This window comes from Pseudoalteromonas sp. US3C1013, assembly GCF_048401115.1.
GTDB lineage: Bacteria > Pseudomonadota > Gammaproteobacteria > Enterobacterales > Alteromonadaceae > Pseudoalteromonas > Pseudoalteromonas undina.
On sequence record NZ_CP183075.1, the window covers coordinates 1,090,375 to 1,112,482 of the forward strand.

Annotated in this window: 12 protein-coding genes; 9 read left to right on the plus strand and 3 right to left on the minus strand. The window is 39.4% G+C overall.

Annotated features, from left to right (window positions below):
* The first annotated feature begins 35 nt into the window (after positions 1-35).
* Both drt3a and drt3b read left to right on the plus strand, forming a co-directional pair.
* Entirely contained in the window at positions 36-1,385 is a 1,350-nt protein-coding gene (drt3a, locus tag ACNSN2_RS05115; protein ID WP_418608688.1) for an antiviral reverse transcriptase Drt3a, read from the plus strand.
* Positions 1,378-3,429 carry an antiviral reverse transcriptase Drt3b gene (drt3b, locus tag ACNSN2_RS05120; RefSeq protein WP_418608689.1) on the plus strand — a complete coding sequence of 684 codons (2,052 nt, stop codon included), beginning with the start codon at positions 1,378-1,380 and terminating at the stop codon, positions 3,427-3,429. Before drt3a ends, drt3b begins: the two co-directional genes overlap by 8 nt.
* Before the next feature lie 744 nt (positions 3,430-4,173).
* Here drt3b and ACNSN2_RS05125 read toward each other — a convergent pair.
* The 3 genes from ACNSN2_RS05125 to ACNSN2_RS05135 all read right to left on the minus strand — a co-directional run bounded on the left by ACNSN2_RS05125 (position 4,174) and on the right by ACNSN2_RS05135 (position 7,139).
* Positions 4,174-5,823: a diguanylate cyclase domain-containing protein gene (locus ACNSN2_RS05125; RefSeq protein WP_418608690.1), complete on the minus strand. Its 1,650-nt coding sequence runs from the start codon at positions 5,821-5,823 to the stop codon at positions 4,174-4,176.
* 281 nt (positions 5,824-6,104) lie between these two features.
* Positions 6,105-6,494: a DUF2750 domain-containing protein gene (locus tag ACNSN2_RS05130; protein WP_010389569.1), complete on the minus strand. Its 390-nt coding sequence runs from the start codon at positions 6,492-6,494 to the stop codon at positions 6,105-6,107.
* Positions 6,495-6,560: 66 nt separating this feature from the next.
* Positions 6,561-7,139: a TetR/AcrR family transcriptional regulator gene (locus ACNSN2_RS05135; protein ID WP_008109773.1), complete on the minus strand. Its 579-nt coding sequence runs from the start codon at positions 7,137-7,139 to the stop codon at positions 6,561-6,563.
* A 157-nt stretch (positions 7,140-7,296) separates the two neighbouring features.
* Here ACNSN2_RS05135 and ACNSN2_RS05140 point away from each other — a divergent pair, with 157 nt between their 5' ends.
* The 7 genes from ACNSN2_RS05140 (at position 7,297) to recD (ending at position 22,100) form a co-directional block, all read left to right on the plus strand.
* A complete protein-coding gene (locus ACNSN2_RS05140; protein WP_075169405.1) occupies positions 7,297-8,340 on the plus strand; it encodes an alkene reductase in 1,044 nt (347 codons plus the stop codon).
* A 195-nt stretch (positions 8,341-8,535) separates the two neighbouring features.
* On the plus strand, positions 8,536-10,809 hold the full coding sequence (locus ACNSN2_RS05145; RefSeq protein ID WP_418608691.1) for a TonB-dependent receptor domain-containing protein: 2,274 nt from the start codon (positions 8,536-8,538) through the stop codon (positions 10,807-10,809).
* A 68-nt stretch (positions 10,810-10,877) separates the two neighbouring features.
* Entirely contained in the window at positions 10,878-12,008 is a 1,131-nt protein-coding gene (locus ACNSN2_RS05150; protein WP_418608692.1) for an alkaline phosphatase family protein, read from the plus strand.
* The gene (locus ACNSN2_RS05155) at positions 12,005-13,066 is read left to right on the plus strand and encodes an alkaline phosphatase D family protein (protein ID WP_418608693.1); all 1,062 of its coding nucleotides are present in this window, start codon (positions 12,005-12,007) and stop codon (positions 13,064-13,066) included. The genes ACNSN2_RS05150 and ACNSN2_RS05155 overlap by 4 nt, the downstream gene beginning before the upstream one ends.
* Positions 13,067-13,232: 166 nt before the next feature.
* Positions 13,233-16,532 carry an exodeoxyribonuclease V subunit gamma gene (recC, locus tag ACNSN2_RS05160; RefSeq protein WP_418608694.1) on the plus strand — a complete coding sequence of 1,100 codons (3,300 nt, stop codon included), beginning with the start codon at positions 13,233-13,235 and terminating at the stop codon, positions 16,530-16,532.
* A complete protein-coding gene (gene recB / locus ACNSN2_RS05165) occupies positions 16,519-20,085 on the plus strand; it encodes an exodeoxyribonuclease V subunit beta (protein ID WP_418608695.1) in 3,567 nt (1,188 codons plus the stop codon). The genes recC and recB overlap by 14 nt, the downstream gene beginning before the upstream one ends.
* Positions 20,082-22,100 (plus strand): exodeoxyribonuclease V subunit alpha, encoded by a 2,019-nt coding sequence (gene recD / locus ACNSN2_RS05170; RefSeq protein ID WP_418608696.1) that lies wholly within the window; start codon positions 20,082-20,084, stop codon positions 22,098-22,100. The genes recB and recD overlap by 4 nt, the downstream gene beginning before the upstream one ends.
* Positions 22,101-22,108 lie beyond the last annotated feature (8 nt).

Here is a 22,108-nt window from a genome sequence, read left to right on the forward strand (position 1 = left end):
TCACTTTTGGGTATCTATTAAGTAAGGGATTGCTTGTGTTTGATCAGTCTTTGTCAGTAAAGAATTTTAAATATATATATTATGTTGATAGGAAAAATAAAGGTAACTTGGAAAAAGATTACTTTTATAGAGCATATGAGCTTCGACAGAAAATTCATTTCTTAAAAAAGCTTGCAAAGATGCTTGCCTTCCGGTTCAAGCAAAAAAAAATTCCAAAGGTATATTTTGAACTTAAAAAGGAAAGAATAAACAAGCTTATAGGGCTTAGAAAAGAGTTATTAGATAATGAGATTAGCAATCAGTTGGGTGTAATAGTTAAAACAGTGAGTGCCAAAGGATACTCACTACCATTAATAAAATCAGCAACACAAGTTCGCGGTAAAGATGTGTACTCTATAGGAAAAGACATAGAAACAATATTAGTCTCAAGACACATCCAGCTCGTTTTAAGTTCTCTTTATAAAGTAAAGGTGAATAATAGAGACCTTATTATTAGTAGGTTGAGTACTCTTTCGAAGGATTCTAGTCCTAAATATATAATTCGCGCAGATGTTGAAAACTTTTATGAATCTGTAGATCACAAGAGTTTGTTAGATATTTTACATTCTTCACCTAAGCTTTCTGCGACTCCCCGAAGGATATTAACCCAGCTCATCAGATCTTATGCGAATTTAACTGGTTTACATATAGGTTTACCCAGAGGGGTTGGTATTAGTGCTTATCTTTCAGAAGTGTATATGGAGAATATAGATTATGAAATATATAATCTTGTAGATGTAACCTATTACGAGCGATACGTAGATGATCTTATAGTTATTTTTTCTCCAACAAAAGCTGAGCATACCTCATCTTATTTACCGCAAATAAAAGAGATAATTAATAGCCGAAAACTGATCTTAAACCATAAAACCGAAGAGTTAGACTTATTCACTAGAACCAGTCAGAACTTTGATTATCTCGGGTATCATTTTAATATTAATAATGGCAATTGCGTAATTAAGTTAAGTCAAAATAAAAAAGATAAAATTAAAAAAAGACTGATAAAGTCATTTGATGATTTTGATAAGGATTACTCTAAGATTCCTAGAAAAGCATGTAAGAATTTACTCATAAGAATTCGGTTTCTTACTGGTAATACTCGCTTGCTAAATAGCAAATCTAATGCTTTTGTAGGCGTTTATTTTAGTAATAAGTTTATTACTAATTCCTCAGATTTACTTGCCTTAGATCGTTTACTGACGCACAAACTATCAACATTAAAAGATAAAAAACTAAGAACACGTCTTAGTAAAATGTCTTTTTTAGAAGGGTTTGAGAAACGAATATTTAGAAAGTTCAATATAGAGGATTTAAGTTTAGTATCTAAGGGATGGAAAAATGGCTAAGAAAGCACTGTCTATAAATTTTCCAATTGAGAGAGCTGTATTGTCAGACTTTTCTCCATTTGAAGTACCAATTACGTTTTCAAACAGGCATTTTTATAATTTTTTACTTGAACATAATATCAAACATGATGGAACAAATTTTTTTTGGCGAGAAGGAGAGGAAGCTCTAGATAAGCTAATTTTAATTCTCCTTGGTCTTGAGCAGACAACCCAATTAACTAAGTATGAAAATAATGGAGAAAGATATGTTAAAACAAATATAGGTTTTGGTAACTTACCATCCATCTGTTTTACATTTCCAATATCTCATAAGCATAATGAGTTTAGGTTTTTATCTGTTATCCATCCCAAAGGGCAGATCATTGCTGTCGATTTTTATGATAGATATAAAGACCTTATTACATACTACTCAGGCTTAAGCCCTCTTAGTTTGAGAGCAGCAAAGAGGGTAGCTGGTTGTACTTATATCGATTCTAAATCCTTGCTGGAAAGTTTTGATAAAGATGATGCACAGATCGAGGTTGAGGGACAAAATTACGAAAATTTAAGATCGTTTTTTGTTTATAAAAAGTATAGAAATATTTTTGAATTCTACGAATCACCAGATCATCATTGGTGCGAAAAGCATTTTAATTTTCTTTCTAAGTTAGATGTCACCCAGTGTTTTGACTCAATTTATACACATTCTATGGCGTGGGCAATATATCAAAAAAGCTACGCTAAAAAACATTTAAATAGTACAAAGGACACTTTTGCATATAGATTCGACCAGTTAATGCAGAGAATTAATTATAATGAGACGAATGGAATAATAATAGGTCCAGAACTTTCAAGAATATTTGCTGAGATAATTATGCAAGCTATTGATATAGAGTTAGTTGATGAACTTAAATCTGAAAAAAATAGCTTATTTCTTGGAAAAGATTATCAGATATACAGATATGTGGATGATTACTTTATTTTTTATAATGAAAAGGCTGTTTTTAACAAGATTAGGGATATTATCCAGATTAAGTTAAAAAGCTTCAAACTATCTCTAAATAAGCATAAAGAAGAAACATATTCCCGACCAATAATAACTCCTATAACAATCGCTAAAAAAAGGATTGCTAACCTCATTTCTGAAAAGCTAGAGTATAAAATTGAAGTTAAGGATTGTAGAAATGAAGACGATATCAAAGAAGGAAATATTTATATAAATCAAAGTAGTTTAACTACTGAGTTTAAATCAATTTTGGCTGATTCAGGTGTTACATATTCCGATATATTAAATTACTCGCTTGCTATTATTGAAAGAAAAACAAAGAAAATACTTTTAGATTACAAAGTTATCGTTAAAAAAGAATCAACTTCTAGTAATTTGATTAACGCATTAGTCTCTATAATTAACTTTACATATTTCATATATTCAGTTGCCCCAAAAGTAAATAGCACGATAAAGTTGTGTAGAATAATTCAACAGATAATCCTCTTCATAAAAGATCAAGAGCTTGGAATCGAATTCCAGCATATAGTTTTTAAAACTATTTTTGATAATACTTGCTCTATTTTAAATAAGAACTCTGTAAATAAATTTACGCCAATTGAAACGCTTTACTTATTAGTATTACTAAGACAGTTAGGGAAGTATTACTGGCTTGATGAGGTTACTCTAACGAAATATTTTAATATAGTTAAAGAAAACCATACCTTAAAGTTTGAAGGCGAATTAAATTATTTTTCTATAACGACTTTATTGTTTTATATTTGTGATAAAAAACGTTTTCAAAACATTAAAGATTGTTTAATGTTCTATATCGAAGAGCTTTATTTGGATAGGTTTGATACGTTAGTATCAGATTCTGAAATGGTTCATTTGACTTTAGATTTAATAGCCTGCCCATTCATTGATATTAAATTTAAAGAGCTTATTTTATCCAAGTATGGAATACCTGCTTCGTACACTAAGAAAATTATAAATGTTAATGAATTTTGGTTTACTAAATGGAAAGACTTTAATTTCGCCAAGGAACTAGACTCTAAGTTAAGTAAAGAAGTATACTAAAAATGCACGCATTAGGTAACCTTAATGGCTGTTGGCAGCCGCACACACCAGCGTCAAGGGGTATTCTTGTCCTATGCATGGAGGGAGTATCTGGTGAAATCTACCTAAGTTTTACCGTTTTGGCACCTTCTTACAAAATAGCCATAAGGCTCATTAGTGGGAAGGTGCTCGAATTACTTCAAATGACCTCCGATAGCAGAGACTTAGTCTAAAAATTTGTTCTCTATATAAAGAATGTGAATTCCAGTAGGTTATTGTTTCGTTGTAAGTAACCTTCACATAGTTTATATGAAATAACGCTCTTATAATCAGTCCCCAATTTAATTATCACACTAAAAGCTTCAAACTAGTAAAAATCCGATGTTAATAATCATAAGACATTCAATATATGTACAATTATGCAGTTATTCTTTTAATTGAGATTATTTGTTAGATAAAAACAGTAAATAAATAGCGAGGGATTGGCTTATTCTTGACCCTCAGTGCTTTATAATATTAAGCTTTATATTTACAGTTACCAAAAGTTTGTGTAATTTTGGACGTTAATGAGTTGCACAACTCAGTGGTGCAATTTTAACTTTAATATTGAGTAGAATACATTAGGTTTTTTTTGTATTTAAATTTCAATGAGTTAACTTTTAATTGGTGTGTGTGTTTTTATTTTAGAGGGTTCGAATCCCTCTCTCTCCACCATTATTCTATATTAGGACGCTCAGGACGTCCTTTTTTGTGCCTGTAATAAAGTTAAGCGTGTTGGCTTTGTACTTGGCGTTTGTTTTTACGCTGATGTTTTAATGTATACATTCGTTGGTCGGCTAAAGTTAAGCAGGCTTTGTAGTCATTACATTCCTCACTACTTGCTAAGCCATAGCTCACGCCTGATAACGGCCAATGTTTTTGAACTTGTTGATGAATATAGTTTAATGACTCGTTTATGCTCAGGATGAGTTGGGCGAGCTGTTGTGCTGATTTGACGTTACACACACAAATAAACTCATCACCGCCGGTTCTGCATACCTCGCCTTTGTCGGCTAACGCATTTTGTATTAACCGCGTAACCTCAATGAGTAGCTTGTCACCGTGAGCATGACCTAGGTGATCGTTAACGCTTTTAATATTGTCGCAATCTATAAACACAATGAGATAAAAATTATCTAAGTTATCGAGCTTTTCTTGTAATTGCAGCCGGTTTCCTACTTTGGTGAGTGGGTCTATGCGTGATAGCTCTAGCGCTTTTATAAAATTATTTTGCTTTATTTTTAGCCATTCGGATAAAGAAAGTAAAATACAGATACAATCAATGGCCAGAGCAATAAGTACCCATAATTCAGGTGAACTTATTTCTATTAAATTTAGGTGCGATAAAATAAAAATAACTAAGGACAAGCTATAAACAAGGTTGCCAGTTAAAAAATATTTCGCTCTAAAGTCTTTCATCCCCAGCATTGTAAAGCCCAGTTTTAAGCTTAAATACACCCAAATGGCAGCAAGGAAATGAGCTAAATAAAACACCCAATGAAAGGGTAAAAAGAGGTTTAAAAAACCACAGGCAAGTGCGGTTATGGAGAAGTATTTTAAAAATCGGCTAATACCAGTGCGGGTATGTTGGTCAAAGTTAAATAAGTAATATGCAAATGAGCTGGCACAAGCAATAGCGAAGGCAAAAATATACATGCCAAAGTAATGGGTGTTAATTGCGTGGTAATTAAAAAGTAACGCAACTATCCCCGCCGCGAATGCCCAGCCAATGCCGTGTAACCCTATATAACCTGCACAAAATAACGCCACGCGATGTTGTGTTTTAAAGAACATTATTAAGGCCATGCAGGCCAAGGTCAGCATTATCGTAATAGACACTAAGCTTAATGAATTGATATAAAACTGAAGTTTAACAAAAGCAGATTGAGGTATAACGTTAATGCTAACAGGTTTAGCAAAGTGCTTAGCATTAATATAAAGCCATAAAACACCGTGTGAATTAGCTTCTAGCTGTAATTCAAAAGCTTGGCTGTGCATTACAATGGCTGATTGAGTGACGCTATTTTGTGAAAAATCAGCGATTTTTCTGATCCCACTAGTATCTTGATAAAAAGCAACGCCACTATCTAAATAATTAATTTGGGGGATTATATACCAGCGTCCTGCGCTCGTTGTGGTTAAACTAATTTTTGCTATTGCACTGCCATGGGCACTATACAGCGAAGTGACGGGAGTACTTACATTGTGATAGGCATTAACGAGTTGCTCACCTTGGGTTGGTTTAGCTAAATCTACTTGATGCCACATAGCAGACTTTAGTTGTAAGCTGTCATTTTGATTTAATGCTACAGCAAAAGCATTAAAACTAATGGTTTGAAATAGTAAACAACATATAAAATTGAAAGTGTACCGCATGTAATACCTAAGTTAGTGACCGGTAAAAATTGTACTGCATTTTTAACAGAATAATTATAGTTATGACCGCTTTAGCGTATTTTTGCTTTTTAGTTACTAACTTTAATCACTAAACGGTGAGCTGTTATTATAAAAATATAGTTAATGATTAATTAAAGGGTTAATAATTTATTTAGTTTGGCTATTGTATGACTGCTTTTAGTGATGGTTTATATTTGAAGGATTGCTAACAACAAGAAGGTAATTAAAAAGCCATTTGTCAAAATGGCTTTATGGGCAGTTTAATATTTTTTTGGTTTAGCATTGAGCTGCGCTTGAAATTCATCAGGAAATAAAATTGTGCCGTCGTCTTCTTCGGTAGGGAACACGGCAACTAGTAAGTCGTCTTCTTCAAGGCCTGGCGTCCAGCGGCTAAACCAATCTGCTGTTGGAATTGCTTTAGGTGTACATCCTTCCCATTCACCGGTTGCCCATGCTTGTGCAAAATCACGGGTTGGCCATACGGGTACGCAATCGTCGTCTTCGTTAGTGAGCATTACGCAGCCGTCGTCATCGTTTAAAATCCACACTTGCTTAAACTGTTGCACAGTTTCGTACATGTATGCGAGTCGTTTTTTTGCGCCAAGGCCTAAAATTACGTCGTCTTGCTTTGATAAATTGTCAGTGGTCATTTTTGGCTCTCTCTCACTGTGGGGGGAATACAAAAGGCAGCGACATACTGCGCTTTAAAATTAAGTTTAGCTAATGGCTGCAAGCAGCTCGTCGGCTAGTTGGTTTAGTGCGTCGGGGTCTTGATTTGTTAATGCATAAGTGCGCAATCCATAAATACCCATAACACAAAATCGTGCTAGCTCTATGGCACTTCGTCCATTGGTAATTTCTTTGTTATCTATCGCTTTTTGTAATTGCTGCGCAAAGGCATGCTCGTACGCCGTTAAATTAGTACGTAATACGTGGCAAATTTGTGGATCGTTACCCTCTACCTCGCTAATGCTTTTTGTAAGCAAGCACACTTTAGTTGCTTCGCCGTCAATACATTCTTGCACAATGATATTAAGGTATTGTTTCAGCGTATCTAAAATACAATTACTGTGCTCAAACAGCGCTGTAAATTGTGTATTGCGATCGGTTTGGTATTGCTCCGTAGCGGCTAAAAAAATGCCTTTTTTATTACCAAATGCTCCATACAAAGAACCCGGATGTAAATGGGTTGCTTGAGTCAATTTTTGCATACTGGTTTTTGCATAGCCATGAAGCATAAACATGGCCATAGCTTGGCGTAGTACAAATTCTTTATCAAATTCTGCAGTTCTCATAATGACTCTTTTAGTGGATAGAGTAGTAATGAAGAAATTTATTTTTCTTAGGCCTAGGTGGCAGTTTACGCAATCTTAAACAAAGTTTCAAAATTATACTTGAATATTCATTCAAGTGACCTTATCTTGAATGTACATTCAACAAAGGATAAATATTATGTCGATTGACTTACTTTCACCTTTTAAATTAAATAACAGCATTGAACTGCAAAACCGCGTACTTATGGCACCATTGACCCGCTGTATGGCAGATGACAATTTAGTGCCCACACAAGCCATGGTTGATTACTACGCTCGTCGTGCTGATGTAGGCTTAATTATTAGTGAAGCCATTATTATCCGTGCTGATGCTCAAGGTTATCCAAATACACCTGGGCTTTTCACTAGTGAACAAATTCAAGGTTGGAAAAAAGTCACTGACGCAGTACATGCTAATGGCGGAAAAATGTTTGCACAACTATGGCATGTTGGCCGTGTAGCACACCCTCACTTTTTTGGTGGCGATGTACTAGCGCCATCGGCAATTGGGGTTGAAGGTTCAGTACCGCGTATGCGCGAACTCACTTATGTTACGCCAAAGCCTGTAACTACAGACGACATTAAAGGCTTAGTGGCTGACTACGCTAAGGCCGCAGAAAATGCGATGGAAGCGGGTTTTGACGGCGTAGAAATTCACGGTGCTAATGGTTATTTAATTGACCAATTTTTACATTATGCGGCAAATGAACGTGATGACGAGTACGGGCAAACACCAGAAAACATGTCTCGTTTTGCACTGGAAGTAACCGATGCAGTTATTGATGTTGTAGGCAATGAGCGTACCGCTATGCGTTTAACGCCAGGTGCTTATTTTAATATGAGCGAAGACAATCGCGATAAAGCAGTATTTGACTACTTATTACCAGAGCTTGAAAACCGCAAGTTAGCTTATTTACACGGCGGTATTTTTGACGACAGCATGCGTTTTGATTCACTAGAAGGTAAATCAACCTCTGAATTTTTACGAGCTGGTTATGCCAGTACCTTAGTGGGTGTAGGTAGTTATAGTTTTGAAACTGCCAAGGAAGCGGTTAACGACAATAAATTTGATTTAATTGCTATTGGTCGCCCGCTTATTGCTAACCCAGATTACATTAGCAAAATTAAAAACGGCGAAGAAGTCACAGCTTACAGTGATGACATGCTAGCTGAATTGAAATAGCAGCTAATTTAGTAAAAACGATAGGACACTCATGGACAACTGTGAGTGTCTTTTTTTATACATTTATTTGCCATAATATACTCATAATTGTTTAATCTTGCTGTCAATAAAGTTCCCCCTCGTTGTCATATTTAAAAAATAGACTATGCCCGCTTTCATAATTACCTTTTATAATTAGAATCAAACGGGACAACAATGTACGCTTTAAAAAATAAATCGATTTTGAGCATGGCTGTGGCCATGGCGGTATCAACTTCAGCTTATGCTAACGATAACGTGATAGAAGAAGTAACCGTTACTGCAAAACCAACCAGTTATGCAAACAACGTTATTGAACCTGCCATGCTTGAGCAACAAAGCTCGGTATCGAGTGTGTTATCAGTAATAGATAACTTACCTGGCATTAGCATAAACGAAGGCGACGCATTTGGCGGCGACGATTGGTCAACCACTATTACCATGCGTGGTTTTAGTATCGACTCAAACCAGCAGCAATTAGGTATGACGGTAGACGGTATTCCTAATGGCGGTTCTAATTATGGCGGTGGTGCTAAAGCGAATCGTTACCTAGATAGCGAAAATCTTGTCACCGTGGAAGTAGGTCAGGGCACTTCAGATATTAAATCAGCCTCGTTAGAGGCGCTAGGCGGTACTTTTAACTTTGTAAGTAAAGCGCCTAGCTTTGAAAAAAGCACCTCTTTTGCATATACCTCAGGCAGCCATGACGCAAGTCGCTATTACGTTAAACACGAAACTGGCACCATTTTTGATAATACTCAAGCGTATGTGAGTTATTCGCAAACCGATACTAGCCGTTGGATTGGCTCGGGCAGCAATGGCGGGAAAGATAACCAACATGCTGAAGCGAAATTTGTCACCACCCTTGATGAGTTAACTATAACAGGGCGTTTATCTTACGATGATGTAAGCGAGACGAATTATAATAGCGTGAGCTTGGCACAATTTGAACAAACTCCAGATTGGGATCAACTAACATGGAACTGGACAGGCGTTCCGCACTTTGACCAAATGTTTGCAGAAGGTTGGGGCACGCTGCGTGAAAACACTCTAGGGTATTTAAAGTTTGAATACGCGATTTCACCCACCTCATTGTTAACCATTAGCCCTTATTACCATAAAAACTCAGGCCGAGGTGATTGGATCCCTCCTTATTTAACGTCCCCTGTAGATGAAAATGGTAACCCAACCACGGAAGGTGGTACAAACGCAGGCTCTTATGGCTTTACAGATAGTAATGGCAACCCACTTGCTCCCAACGCAGGTTGCACGGCTAGCTTAAATTGGCCGTGGGAGTCAGGCCCTGATCTCAATCCTGCATGTTACGACGCTGATGCCACGCCTGTTATGTCTTATCGTCATACACATTATAATAAAGATCGTTTAGGGGTAACTGCTAATTATCAAGCAAGCATTGGCATGCACGATATTGAAGCCGGTTTTTGGTATGAGCAAAGCGACCGTGATGAGTCACGAGATTGGCATAAAGTTATAGATGCGCGTATTTATCATCACTTTGATAACACCCCTTATTGGACGCAATATAAAAACACCTTTGAGACCGATACGCTCAAATGGTACGCCCAAGACTCAATGGCATTTGGCGACTTAACCCTTAATCTAGGGGTTAAAAAGTACTTAGTAGACATAGAAAAGTATGACCATTATCAAAACGCCACCACAGCTAAAGTAAACAGTGATTCAGACCTTCTATTTAGTGGCGGTATTTTATATCAGTTAAACAGTAACACTGAGTTATTTACCAGCTACAGCGAAAACTTTGCCGCCATTAAAGATGGTGTGCTTGAACGCGACAGCTCTGACTTATCAGCTATTGAGCCAGAAACCGCAGAAAATATTGATTTAGGGGTGCGTTATGACAATAACGCACTTAAATTAACGGCAACGGCTTACTCAATTGAATTTGATAACCGTATTACCTTTATAGCGCCAGGCAGCGACACCGGTGGTATTGATTACACCATAGGTACTAACGGCTCGTACCTAAATGTGGGCGGTATTGAATCGAAAGGTTTAGAGCTATCAGCAAGTTATATGTTGAGCCCACAGTGGAATGTATATAGCTCATACACCAATAATAACTCTGAATATAAAGGCGATGCGCCAGGCTTTGAAGCAGGAAGCAAAGTAATTGATTCAGTAGATGATTTATTTGTGCTTTCAACCGATTATTACAGCGGTGATTTCCGCTTTGGTTTATCGGCTAAATACACTGGCGAGCGTGGCGATGTAGATAGCTATACCGTGGTTGATTTAAATGCAGGCTACGCAGCTGAAGTTAATGCTGGCCCCTTCAAAGCAATTGATATTGCTTTTGTGGTTTACAACATTACTGATGAAAGCTACCTAGCGGGCGGCACAGGTAATGGAAGCACTTACTTTATTGGCGCCCCACGCACAGCAGCGGTGACGTTAACGGCCACGTTTTAAAACGTAATAAACGTAATTAAGCCCATCATTGATGGGCTTTTTGCTATAAAAAGGTTGATGAGAACACAATGAAAAGCATGATAAAAATAACTGGCTTAAGTTTAATTTTATTGTTTAATAATATGGCATTGGCTGCACCGCAAAATGTGGTGTTGGTAACTTTAGATGGGGTTCGCTGGCAAGAAGTATTTAATGGTGCCGATAGCAAGCTGATTAATAATAAAGAATTTGTTAAGCAACCAGCACATTTAAAGAGCCAGTTCTGGCATGAAAACCCGCAACAGCGTCAACAATTGCTAATGCCATTTTTAACTCAAACTATCGCAAAGCAAGGCGTTATTATTGGCGATAGAGCTAAAGGCTCAACTATGTCGGTGAGTAATCCGTGGTATTTTTCATACCCTGGGTATAACGAAATTCTCACTGGCGAAGTGGATGAAAGTATCAACAGTAACGACAAGGTATTCAACCCAAATAAAACTATTTTAGAGCGTTTAAACGCCCAGCCTGAATTTAAAAACAGCACCGCGTTATTTGGTAGCTGGGATGTGTTTCCTTACATTGTAAATATTAAGCGTAGTCATGTGTATGTAAACGCAGGATTTATGCCTATTGCCGATGATTTATTTGCCGATGCGCCCCTGTTAAACGCATTACAAACAGAAATCCCCAGCCCATGGCACAATGTGCGGCTTGATAGTTTTACCTATCGATTTGCTAAAGCCTATATGCTGGCTAAAAAGCCAAGATTGTTGGTGATTAGCTTAGGAGAAACTGACGATTTTGCTCACGATGGCCATTACGATGCTTACTTAAAGTCGGCCAAACAAAGCGATGTATTTTTAAAAGATTTATGGCAAACCATTCAAAGCACAGCAGGTTATAAAAATAATACTACGTTAATTGTTACTACTGATCATGGCCGTGGAAGTAATGCCAGTGATTGGCAACATCACAGCTCTCGTCGAGCATTGCTTGAGCTTAACCTAGGTGCAGATGTGTTTCCTAACGGCATAGTAGGCTCTGAGCATATTTGGCTGGCAGCTATTGGTCCTGCAATTAAAAATAACGGCTTAATTAAAACTAAAAACGAGCTTAAACAAGCGCAAATTGCCGCCACCGTTTTAAAAGCACTTGGGCAAAACCCAAACAAGATTAACCCTAATATGGCACCGGCTATTAACGAGATTTTAAAATGAAACAGTTACTAAAAACCTTTAATCATTCAGCGCTGTTACTTGCTTTTGTTATTAGTGGTGGCGCAATGGCTGCGCCGTCTAAAATATTATTTGGTTCGTGTGGGCATCAAGATAAAGGCATCCCCATCTTTAATGCGATTAATAAAGAGCAGGGTGATTTATTTATATTTTTAGGCGATAACATTTATGGCGATACTAACGACATGGCCGTGCTTAAAAATAAATACCAACGATTAGGGGCAAAGCCAGGCTTTAAAGCACTTCGCGCACAAACACCAATAATAGCTATGTGGGATGATCACGATTATGGTCAAAATGACGCGGGGAAAGAGTATCCGCATAAAGAAGCATCGCGGCAAATCATGCTCGATTTTTGGCAAGAACCTGCTAATTCAAAACGCCGTACCCGCCCTGATGGTATTTATACCTCGTACATGTATGGCGAAGGCGAGCAAACCGTGCAGGTGATCATGCCAGATTTACGCTTTAATCGTGACACACTTAATTCTGTTAGCGAGATTGAGTATTACACCAAGCGTAAAGCAAATAACCAAGGCCCGTACAGTCCAACTGAAGTTAAAGGCGCATCAATGCTAGGGGAAGCACAGTGGCAATGGCTTGAAGCCGAGCTTAAAAAGCCAGCGGCAATAAAGCTAATAGCGTCAAGCTTGCAGTTACTGCCAGATTTTACCGGCTGGGAGTCGTGGGCAAATTTTCCTGAGGATCGAAACCGTTTATTTGCGCTAATTAAAAAACACCAAGTAAATGGTGTGATTATTATTAGTGGCGATACTCACTGGGGCGAGATTTCAAGGTATCAACATAACCTTGATTACCCGCTTATTGAAATGACCAGCTCAGGTCTGACAGAAAAGTGGAAAGACGTTAGCCCTAACCAGCATCGTGTGGGTAATTACACACATAATGTTAACTATGGTGATTTAAGCATAGACTGGCAACAAGTCGACCCTGCTATTTCATTAAAACTTAAAGGCATTGATGGCCAAGTTATTATGCAAAGTGATTTTAGTCTTTCAAGTATTAGCCCTTATAAATAGCATCACCATTTAAATAATAAACGCACTGCAGTTAAAGCTGTGCGTTTAAAAGTTCATCTATTGGCGGGCTAACTTGCTGATTTATTAACGCCAATGTCCCCTTAGCGCTACCGCTTAAATTGAAAATATCTTACACTGGCTTTATCTCAAGTAAGGCTGGTATCGTATGCTCAATATTATTCAATCAAACCGTATGGAAGCCCTGCAAGCGCAGTTTCATCAGCTATTAAAAATAAACCCATTGCAAAGCCCATTTGATAAAGAAGTGGTGTTAGTGCAATCGCCGGGTATGTCGCAATGGCTTAAAATCGGTTTAAGTGAAAATTTAGGCGTAGCTGCGCAGGTAGACTTTCCGCTGCCGTCGAGCTTTATTTGGCAGTTGTACCAGCAACTATTGCCAAACGTGCCTAAAGAGTCGGCCTTTAACAAACCTAACCTTGCTTGGAAATTATTTGCCATTTTACCCCAGTGCATAAATGAGCCGCTGTACTTACCGCTTAAAACCTATTTAGAGGGCGATATTGACGGCCAAAAAACCTTTGCTCTATGTGAAAAAATAGCCGATGTGTACGACCAATATTTGATGTATCGCCCCCATTGGATAGCCAAATGGGATAGTGGCACCGATGAGCTTGATGATGTTGATATAACGATTGCGCCTTGGCAACCCGATTTATGGCGTCGTATCGTCAAATTAAGCAAGCAGCTGGGGCAAAGCCAATTTCACCGTGCCAATATGCAAGGGCAGTTACTCAGTGCACTTGAGAGCATGGATAGCGCCTTATTACCAAAACGTATTAGCTTATTTGGCATATCGGCGATTGCTAGCTCGCAGCTTGAGGTGTTTGAAGCCTTGAGTAAAAAAACTGAAGTATTTTTATTCTTTTTTAACCCTAGCGAGCATTACTGGGGCGATATCATTGATGAAAAAACAGCAGCTAAAATCACCGCTAAATACGCAAAAATGCCGCTGGTGGAAGCACAACAAAAAAAGCACACCAACCCTGATGAGGAATACTATTTTATTGGTAATCCGCTGTTATCGTCGTGGGGTAAACTCGGCCGTGACTATTTTGAGCAACTAGTGCAGCTTGATGCCCGCTGGATTGATGGCTTTATAGATGTATTTGACGACAGCTTACTTGGCCAAGTGCAAAGTGAAATTTACCAACTTGCCTTTAAAGGTGAGTCGCTCACCGATAATAAAGAATGGTTTATTAACGACGAGGGCAAGCTGCCAATTACTGCAAACGATGCAAGCATTACACTAAGTGATTGCCATACACCGCTTCGAGAAGTAGAGCGTTTGCACGACTACTTACTTAATTTATTTAATCAAAATTCAGCGCTTACCCCTAAAGACATCATCGTGATGATGCCCGATGTTGGCACCTACAGCCCTTATATTGAAGCAGTTTTTGGTGGTGCACAGGGCAGTCGATTTATACCTTATGCGCTAGCTGATTTAGCCATAGAGCAAGAAAAACCTGTACTGAGTTCGTTTGCTAGTTTAGCTAATTTACCGTTTTCGCGCTTCGGCGTGTCGGATATTCTCGATTTATTACAGGTTACGCAAATTGCTGAAAAGTTTGGTTTAGAAGCGCATGAATATGAGCAAATTCAGTATTGGTTGGAGCGTGTTGGCGTTAAATGGGGCGTAAACGCTGAACATAAAAGTAGCTTTGACTTACCCGCAATTGAGCTTAACACTTGGCAGCATGGCTTAAACCGTTTACTACTGGGTATTGCCATGCGCGATGAACAGTGCCCATTTAATGGTATTTACAGTGCCGATGAGGTTGAGGGCATGGCGCTCGATACACTCAATAAGCTGGTACACTTTATTGATGTGCTGCAAGACTTTAAAGCTAAGCTCACCCCCGATGACACACTCACCAATAAAGCCCAAATTTTAAATGAGCTGCTCAACACTATTTATGAGAGCGAAAGTGACGACAGTTGGGATTTATTAGTACTACAAAAAGTACTCGAAGATATAGGTAAGCACCACGATAACGGTGATTACAGTGAGGCCGTATCGCAGCGCATTGTTAGCTATTTAATTAAACAAGGCATACAAGAAAAAGGTGTCGGCCAACGTTTTTTAGTGGGGCAAGTGAATTTTTGTACGTTAATGCCAATGCGGGCCGTGCCGTTTAAGGTAGTGTGTATGTTAGGCTTGAACGATGCCGATTACCCACGTACCGTTCAACCTATCGGTTTTGACTTAGTACCTTATTCTAAAAAGCAAAAAGGTGACCGTTCACGAAAACTCGATGACCGTTACCTTTTTTTAGAAGCACTTCTTAGTGCCCGAGATAATTTATATATGAGCTACATTGGTCGCTCATGTTTTGACAATCAACCACGCATGCCATCAACACTTGTCAGTGAATTGTTAGAATACATAGGTCGCAGCTTCAAACTTAGCGAACCCGGTGATAAACCCTTGCCAGATTGCCTTATTAGCCAACAACATTTACAACCTTTTAATAGTCATTATTATTTGCCAGCGAGCGCTGAACAGGCAGGGCTTAAGAACCACAGCTATAACCCAATTTGGCTGCCTAGCGAGGCCTTTGAGCCAAAAGCAATCACTGCACTTGATGTAACGCCTCCAGAGCTGCTTGATCTTGATATGTTTATTCGCAGTGTGTGCCACGCCCAAGAGAGCTTTTATCAGCAAAGCTTAGGGTTACGTTTGCCGCAATTTAACGACATAGCCAAAGATGAAGAACCGTTTAGCTTAGATGCGCTGCGCCGTTATTTTTACCTTGATGAAATACTTGAAGCTAATATTAACGATACCCCACGGAGTACCGAGCAAATACTGCAGCGCGGTGAGCTGCCGCAAGCTCATGTTGGCAGCTTAATTTATGAAAGCATGCAACATCGCGTTGATGCGCTTGCAGGGCAAGTAAAACAACAAATAAAAGCGGGTAAAAGCGAACCGATAGAAGTGTTACTGTCGCTTGAAAATACCACCATTGAAGGCTGGCTAAACCATGTGTATATGCAAAAACAAGTGTTTTATCGTAGTGCCAGTATTAAAGCTAAAGATTTAATTAAAGGCTTTATTTATCATCTTGCTGCACAAAGCATGCAACAAGAGGTTGAAACTTTATTACTGGGTTTAGATAAACAAATTAGCTTTGCCCCAATGAGTAAAGCCGATGCCGATTTACTGCTCGCAGATTGGTTTGAGCTTTATAAAGCATTACGCAACAAGCCCGTGGCGTTTTTTCCGGTAAGTGGTTATGAATACGTAAAAAGCGGTGGTGATATGGCAAAAGCCAACAGTAAATTTAGTCCACAGTATATTGGCCGAGGTGAGGGGGAAAACCCTTATATTCGTTTAACGGTGCAATCACTTAATGACTGCCAAGACGAATTTATACATTGGAGCGATAAGCTACTCGCCCCATTATTTGAGCACGCCAAGGAGAGTGACTATGCAAGCGCTTAATCCGCTCACTATGCCATTATTAGGGCAAAGCTTAATTGAAGCCAGTGCTGGCACAGGTAAAACCTACACGATCACGGGTTTGTATTTGCGTTATTTATTGGGCATGCAAATACCTGGTGAGCTGAATACGCCATTGAGTGTTGAGCAAATTTTGGTAGTCACCTTTACCGATGCCGCCACGCAAGAAATTAAAGACCGTGTTCGTAGGCGAATTATTGCCGCGCGTGATGCGTTACTTGGGCAAGTACCCAATGATGAGCTAATTGAGGGTGTAATAGCGGGCGTTGATGACAAGCACCGTGCATTTGACTTACTCGATGCTGCAGCTAAATCAATGGACGAAGCAGCTATTTTTACCATTCATGGTTTTTGTCAGCGAATGCTAAAACAGCATGCGTTTGAATCCGGTGTGGCATTTAACTTAGAGTTCATTTTAGATGAGCGCGATATTCTGCTTGAAACCATAAAAGACTTTTGGCGTGCGTTTGTATACCCACTCAGTAAAGAAAGAACAGATGCGATTTTAGCGGTATTTGCTGCGCCCGAATCACTATTTAGTCATGTAAGTAGTATTTTAAATAAGGCGAACGCAGAAATAACCCCAAAAGTTAGTTTAGATGCGGTATGGCAAGCGCGAGATGAATACTTGGCGCGTGTTCCAGCCTTTAAAAAAGCCTGCCTAGAGCAAGAGTTTATTGGTGCTGTTAAAGCATCCGATTTAAGTGGCTCAAAAACACCTGGGCGAAAGGGCAGTCTTGCTGCACTTGAAGCATTTTGCTTAGGCAGTGATGACTTTTTTGAATTTGGTACCAGTAAGTATTCGTTTGAGGTGTGGAGTAGCGAGAACTTAAGTAATGCCGCTAATTATAAAAAAAATGGCACATTACTGACTCATCCACTTATTAGCCAATTCGATGCCTTAGCCGCACTTAACAACACCATTAACCAAGGGTTAAAAATTGCGATAGTGCAATATGCGGCGAGCTGGGTAAAAGCGGCCATAGTTAAACGCAAACAAGAACAAAGCGTGATCACCCCTGACGATTTACTGACTAATTTACACAGTGCCTTAAAGAGTGAACAAGGTGATGTGCTCGCACAAAAAATAGCGCAGTTATTTCCGGTGGCAATGATAGATGAGTTTCAGGATACTGACCCGATTCAGTACGGGATTTTTAGTAAAATTTATGCTCAAAGCAATACCACTTTAGCTATGATAGGCGATCCCAAACAAGCAATTTATGGGTTTAGGGGCGCAGATATATTTACCTACATTGGCGCAAAAGAAGCGGTAGATGAGCCACAACAATTTACATTGGGCACTAACTTTCGCTCAAGCAGTGATATTGTAAATAGCGTAAATAGCTTATTTAGCAAATACGACAACAGCTTTATTTATAACGACGCCATTCCATTTAATAAAGTGAAAGCGAAAGGAAAAAAAGCAGATGAGTCGTTTTTAATTGACGGTAAACCTGCCACCGCGTTTGAGTTTAATGTGTTTGTAGATGAAGTCGGCGATGAAAAAAATAAGCCGACCAGTAAAGGCGTAGGGCAAGCACATTTAGCCACCCATTTTGCTAATAAAATAGTGACTTTACTTGAGCAAGCAAACCAAGGCGTTGCCTGTATTGGCAGTACGCCGGTAAGCGCTGCTGATATTTGTATTTTGGTGCGCGACCGCGTTGAAGCACAAATAATGAAGCAAGCGCTGAGTAAAGCTAATATTGCCAGTGTGTATTTGTCGCGCGACAGTGTATTTAGCCAAGAGTTAAGTCATCACTTGCTCAATTTTTTAACGGCTTTGCATGGTCAGTACGATGAGGCGTTACTACGCGGTGTATTAGCTGGCCCGTTATTTTGTTTGAGCTATAACGATATTTTTGCTCTAGCCGATGATGAAAATAGCTGGCAAGAACACCTAAACTTTTTTGCTCAACTTAGCCATATTTGGCATAAGCAAGGGGCAATGGCAATGCTCGAACGCTTACTGAGTCACAATCAGCTCAGTGCCAAATGGCAAGGCTTGGGCTATAACGTAGAACGGTGGCTTACCGACTTTAGACATCTTGGCGAAATACTGCAGCAAAAACAAATAGAGCTTGAAGGGACACTTCGTTTATTACGTTGGTTTGCGCAAAAGGTGAGCCAGCAAGATGGCGAAACAGTGCAAGTTCGCTTAGAAAGTGATGCGAACTTAGTTAAAATTGTGACTATGCACGCTTCTAAAGGGCTTGAATACCCATTGGTATTTATGCCATTTGCCAGTGGTTATCGTGAAACTAAAGACGCGCTTTATCATCAAAATGGCAAGTTGATTTACGATTTAAGTAAAGACGAAAACGCCCTGCAAAAAGCCGAACAAGAACGTTTAGCAGAAGACTTACGTTTGCTTTATGTGGCACTGACCCGAGCAGTGCATTTTTGTGCCTTGGGCGTGTATAACATTTCTCAAGGGCAAAGTAGCCGTTTAGCAATTCAAAGTAGTGCGTTGGGACATGTATTATTCTCAGGGTTAGAGATAACCAGCAGCCAAGCATGGCGCACCCATTTAAGTGAATTTTGTGATGCTAATCATGCTATGCAATACTTGCAATTTACCTCAGGCGAATTAGTTGATCAGGGCATACTTCGGTTAAAAAATAGTGACACTAAACAGCACGATTTACTTATTAATACAGTAACGGCGCAGATTGAACGTGACTGGCGAGCAACCAGCTTTAGTGCCTTGAGCTTTAAAAAGCATGCTGATCAACTTGCTCCAGGGCGCAGCGATGAAGATCATCAAAGAGATGAGTTTGCTGTGCAGCAAGATGAACTTCCTTCACCGTATAGCTTTCCAAAGGGTGCAAAACCAGGGAGTTGCTTGCACGAAATATTTGAGCAGCTTGATTTTACCAGTCCGGTAAATCATCCCACGAATACAGAGCAAAACTTAACGGCTGTGATTGAGCGTGCTTTTGAAAAATACCATATCGATGAGCAATGGCAGCAAATTACCGAGCAATGGGTACTCGATGCACTTAATTGCCCGTTAAACAGCGAGAATAATTTAAGTTTGAGCCAATTAGCGCCAAGTGACTGTTTAGTAGAAATGGAGTTTAATTTACCGCTTAGCAGCCTCAGTGCCCCTAAGCTTAATGAAGTGTTGATTAAACATTTTGGCTTTAACCAAAGTAAACTTGAGTTTGCCCATGTGAAAGGGTTACTAAAAGGCTTTATTGATTTAATTTTTTGCTACCAAGGCAAGTATTATATTTTAGATTATAAATCGAATTATTTGGGCAGTACCGCCGCTGATTATGTGCCAGAGCAGCTAGAGCAAGCCATGACCAGCCACCAATATCATTTACAGTATTTAATTTATACCGTAGCGCTGCATCGCTTGCTTAAACAGCGAATTCCCGATTATTCAATAGAGGCGCATTTAGGCGGTGTTTATTATACTTTTTTACGCGGTATGCCAGCAGGTGAGGGAGTGTACTTTAAACAGCTAAGTGCAGATCAAGTCGTTATTTTAGATGGCTTGTTTAGCCAAGGAGCCATGCTATGAGTGATTTAAATCAACAACCGGGTTTGTTTGATGACTTAGATGATGCGCCTTTAGATGAACCTGTGCTCACAACAGCGCAGCCAACTATGCAGACCAGCGAAAGCATTAAAGTCGTGCCGTTGCTAACGTATTTAACGGACGAACATAGAGTGCGTGTGGTTGATGTAAAACTGGCTGAATTACTCAGTGGCACAAACGCACAGCAAGGGTATGACGACCTCTTTTATATAATTTTAATGTTGTGTTTATCGCAACAAAGCCAACATAGCTGTTTAACCCTAACAGAGGTTGATTGGACTAATCCGTTTAATTTACGTCAAAGCGACTTTACTAAACTAGAGGGCACACAGCCCGACACTCTCAGCCCATTTAGTGATGACTATACGACTGAGGCGGCAATACGTTATTTAGCCTCACATCAAAGTGTTGGGGATCACAAGCCGCTGCAATTGTTTAATCAACGGTTATATTTTTCCCGTTTAGCAGGCTATGAACAGACCCTTGCCCAACGATTACTGACAATGAGCGAGCGACAACTTAACATTGATGATGCAGTACTTGCTCAGTTATTAACCCGCTACTTTCCAGATGATCCGAGTTTTGACATTGATTGGCAAAAAGTAGCGTGTGCCATTGCCGCTACAAAAGGTTTTAGTGTGATCACGGGCGGGCCTGGTACAGGTAAAACCACCACGGTGACAAAGCTGTTAGCGATTTTGCAATCGTTATATCAAGCGGCGCCATTGAGCATAAAATTAGTAGCACCCACCGGTAAAGCAGCGGCACGGCTAACAGAGTCAATTTTAGGGGCTAAAAATAAGCTTAGTGAAATACCAGATGATATTAATTCGTTGATCCCGCAAAGCGCGCAAACCATTCATCGTTTGTTGGGAGTTAAGCCATTTACCAATAAATTCCGGCACGATAAAAGCAATCCGTTGCATGTTGATGTATTGATTATTGATGAGGCCAGCATGGTCGACTTATCACTTATGGCTAAATTAATCGAGGCTTTGCCAGATCATGCCCGATTGATTTTACTCGGTGATAAAGACCAACTTGCCTCGGTTGATACTGGCAGCGTAATGAGTGATTTATGCCAAGGGTTAGTGCTTGGGCAAACACCGCGTTATTCAAAAGTACGCTGCGAGCAATTGAACACGCTGTGCTTTAATGGCGCCATTAAACTCAACGCGCAAACTCAAAGTGAGTTTGAACTCGCTGACTGCATTGCTTTTTTACAACATAGTTATCGGTTTGATGCCAAAAGCGGTATTGGTCAATTGGCGCTGGCTGTAAATACCAACAACCGAGGAATATTAAACTATGTTGAACAACAAAGCAGCGAAGGGCATTTTAGCGATATTATTTTAGACTATGATTTTGTTTCCACACCAATTGAAAAGTTAGTAAATAGTGCCGCAAGTCATTATGCTAATTACCTAACACTGATAGCTCAAGGTGCCAGTGTTGCGCAAGTGCATGCAGCTTTTGCCAGTTATCAGTTACTTGCTGCAGTACGTGAAGGCGATTACGGCGTTAATAGTTTAAACCAGCGTATTGAACGGGTTTTACAGCAGCAAGGTTTAATTAGCGTTAATCCTAATCAGCGGCATTATATAGGGATGCCGATAATGGTTAGTCAAAACGACTACCAGCTAAAATTATTTAACGGTGATATAGGAATTCTAATGCCCGATGATAGCGGCCAACTCAAGGCAGTGTTTATTGATGAACAAGGTAATGAACGGGCATTTTCACCCGCACGGCTTCCGGCGCACGATAAAGTGTATGTAATGACCATTCATAAATCCCAAGGCTCAGAGTTTAGTTATACCGCGATGGTGTTACCACCGCTCAAGCAGGCGAGTATCGGTATTAATAGGCAATTAGTGTACACGGGAATTACCCGCGCAAAACAGACCTTTGAGCTGGTGGCAGATAAAAAAGTGCTGCAACTGGCCATGGGTAAAAGTGTATCACGGGCGTCAGGCTTGTATGAGCGATTAGTGTAAAGCCATAC

Bases quoted from the DNA above. Each gene is read 5' to 3' on its own strand.
- recB (WP_418608695.1), top strand. From the start codon at position 16,519: ATGCAAGCGCTTAATCCGCTCACTATGCCATTATTAGGGCAAAGCTTA.
- ACNSN2_RS05150 (WP_418608692.1), top strand. From the start codon at position 10,878: ATGAAAAGCATGATAAAAATAACTGGCTTAAGTTTAATTTTATTGTTT.
- ACNSN2_RS05135 (WP_008109773.1), bottom strand. From the start codon at position 7,139: ATGAGAACTGCAGAATTTGATAAAGAATTTGTACTACGCCAAGCTATG.
- ACNSN2_RS05125 (WP_418608690.1), bottom strand. From the start codon at position 5,823: ATGCGGTACACTTTCAATTTTATATGTTGTTTACTATTTCAAACCATT.
- ACNSN2_RS05145 (WP_418608691.1), top strand. From the start codon at position 8,536: ATGTACGCTTTAAAAAATAAATCGATTTTGAGCATGGCTGTGGCCATG.
- drt3b (WP_418608689.1), top strand. From the start codon at position 1,378: ATGGCTAAGAAAGCACTGTCTATAAATTTTCCAATTGAGAGAGCTGTA.
- ACNSN2_RS05140 (WP_075169405.1), top strand. From the start codon at position 7,297: ATGTCGATTGACTTACTTTCACCTTTTAAATTAAATAACAGCATTGAA.
- recC (WP_418608694.1), top strand. From the start codon at position 13,233: ATGCTCAATATTATTCAATCAAACCGTATGGAAGCCCTGCAAGCGCAG.
- recD (WP_418608696.1), top strand. From the start codon at position 20,082: ATGAGTGATTTAAATCAACAACCGGGTTTGTTTGATGACTTAGATGAT.
- ACNSN2_RS05130 (WP_010389569.1), bottom strand. From the start codon at position 6,494: ATGACCACTGACAATTTATCAAAGCAAGACGACGTAATTTTAGGCCTT.
- ACNSN2_RS05155 (WP_418608693.1), top strand. From the start codon at position 12,005: ATGAAACAGTTACTAAAAACCTTTAATCATTCAGCGCTGTTACTTGCT.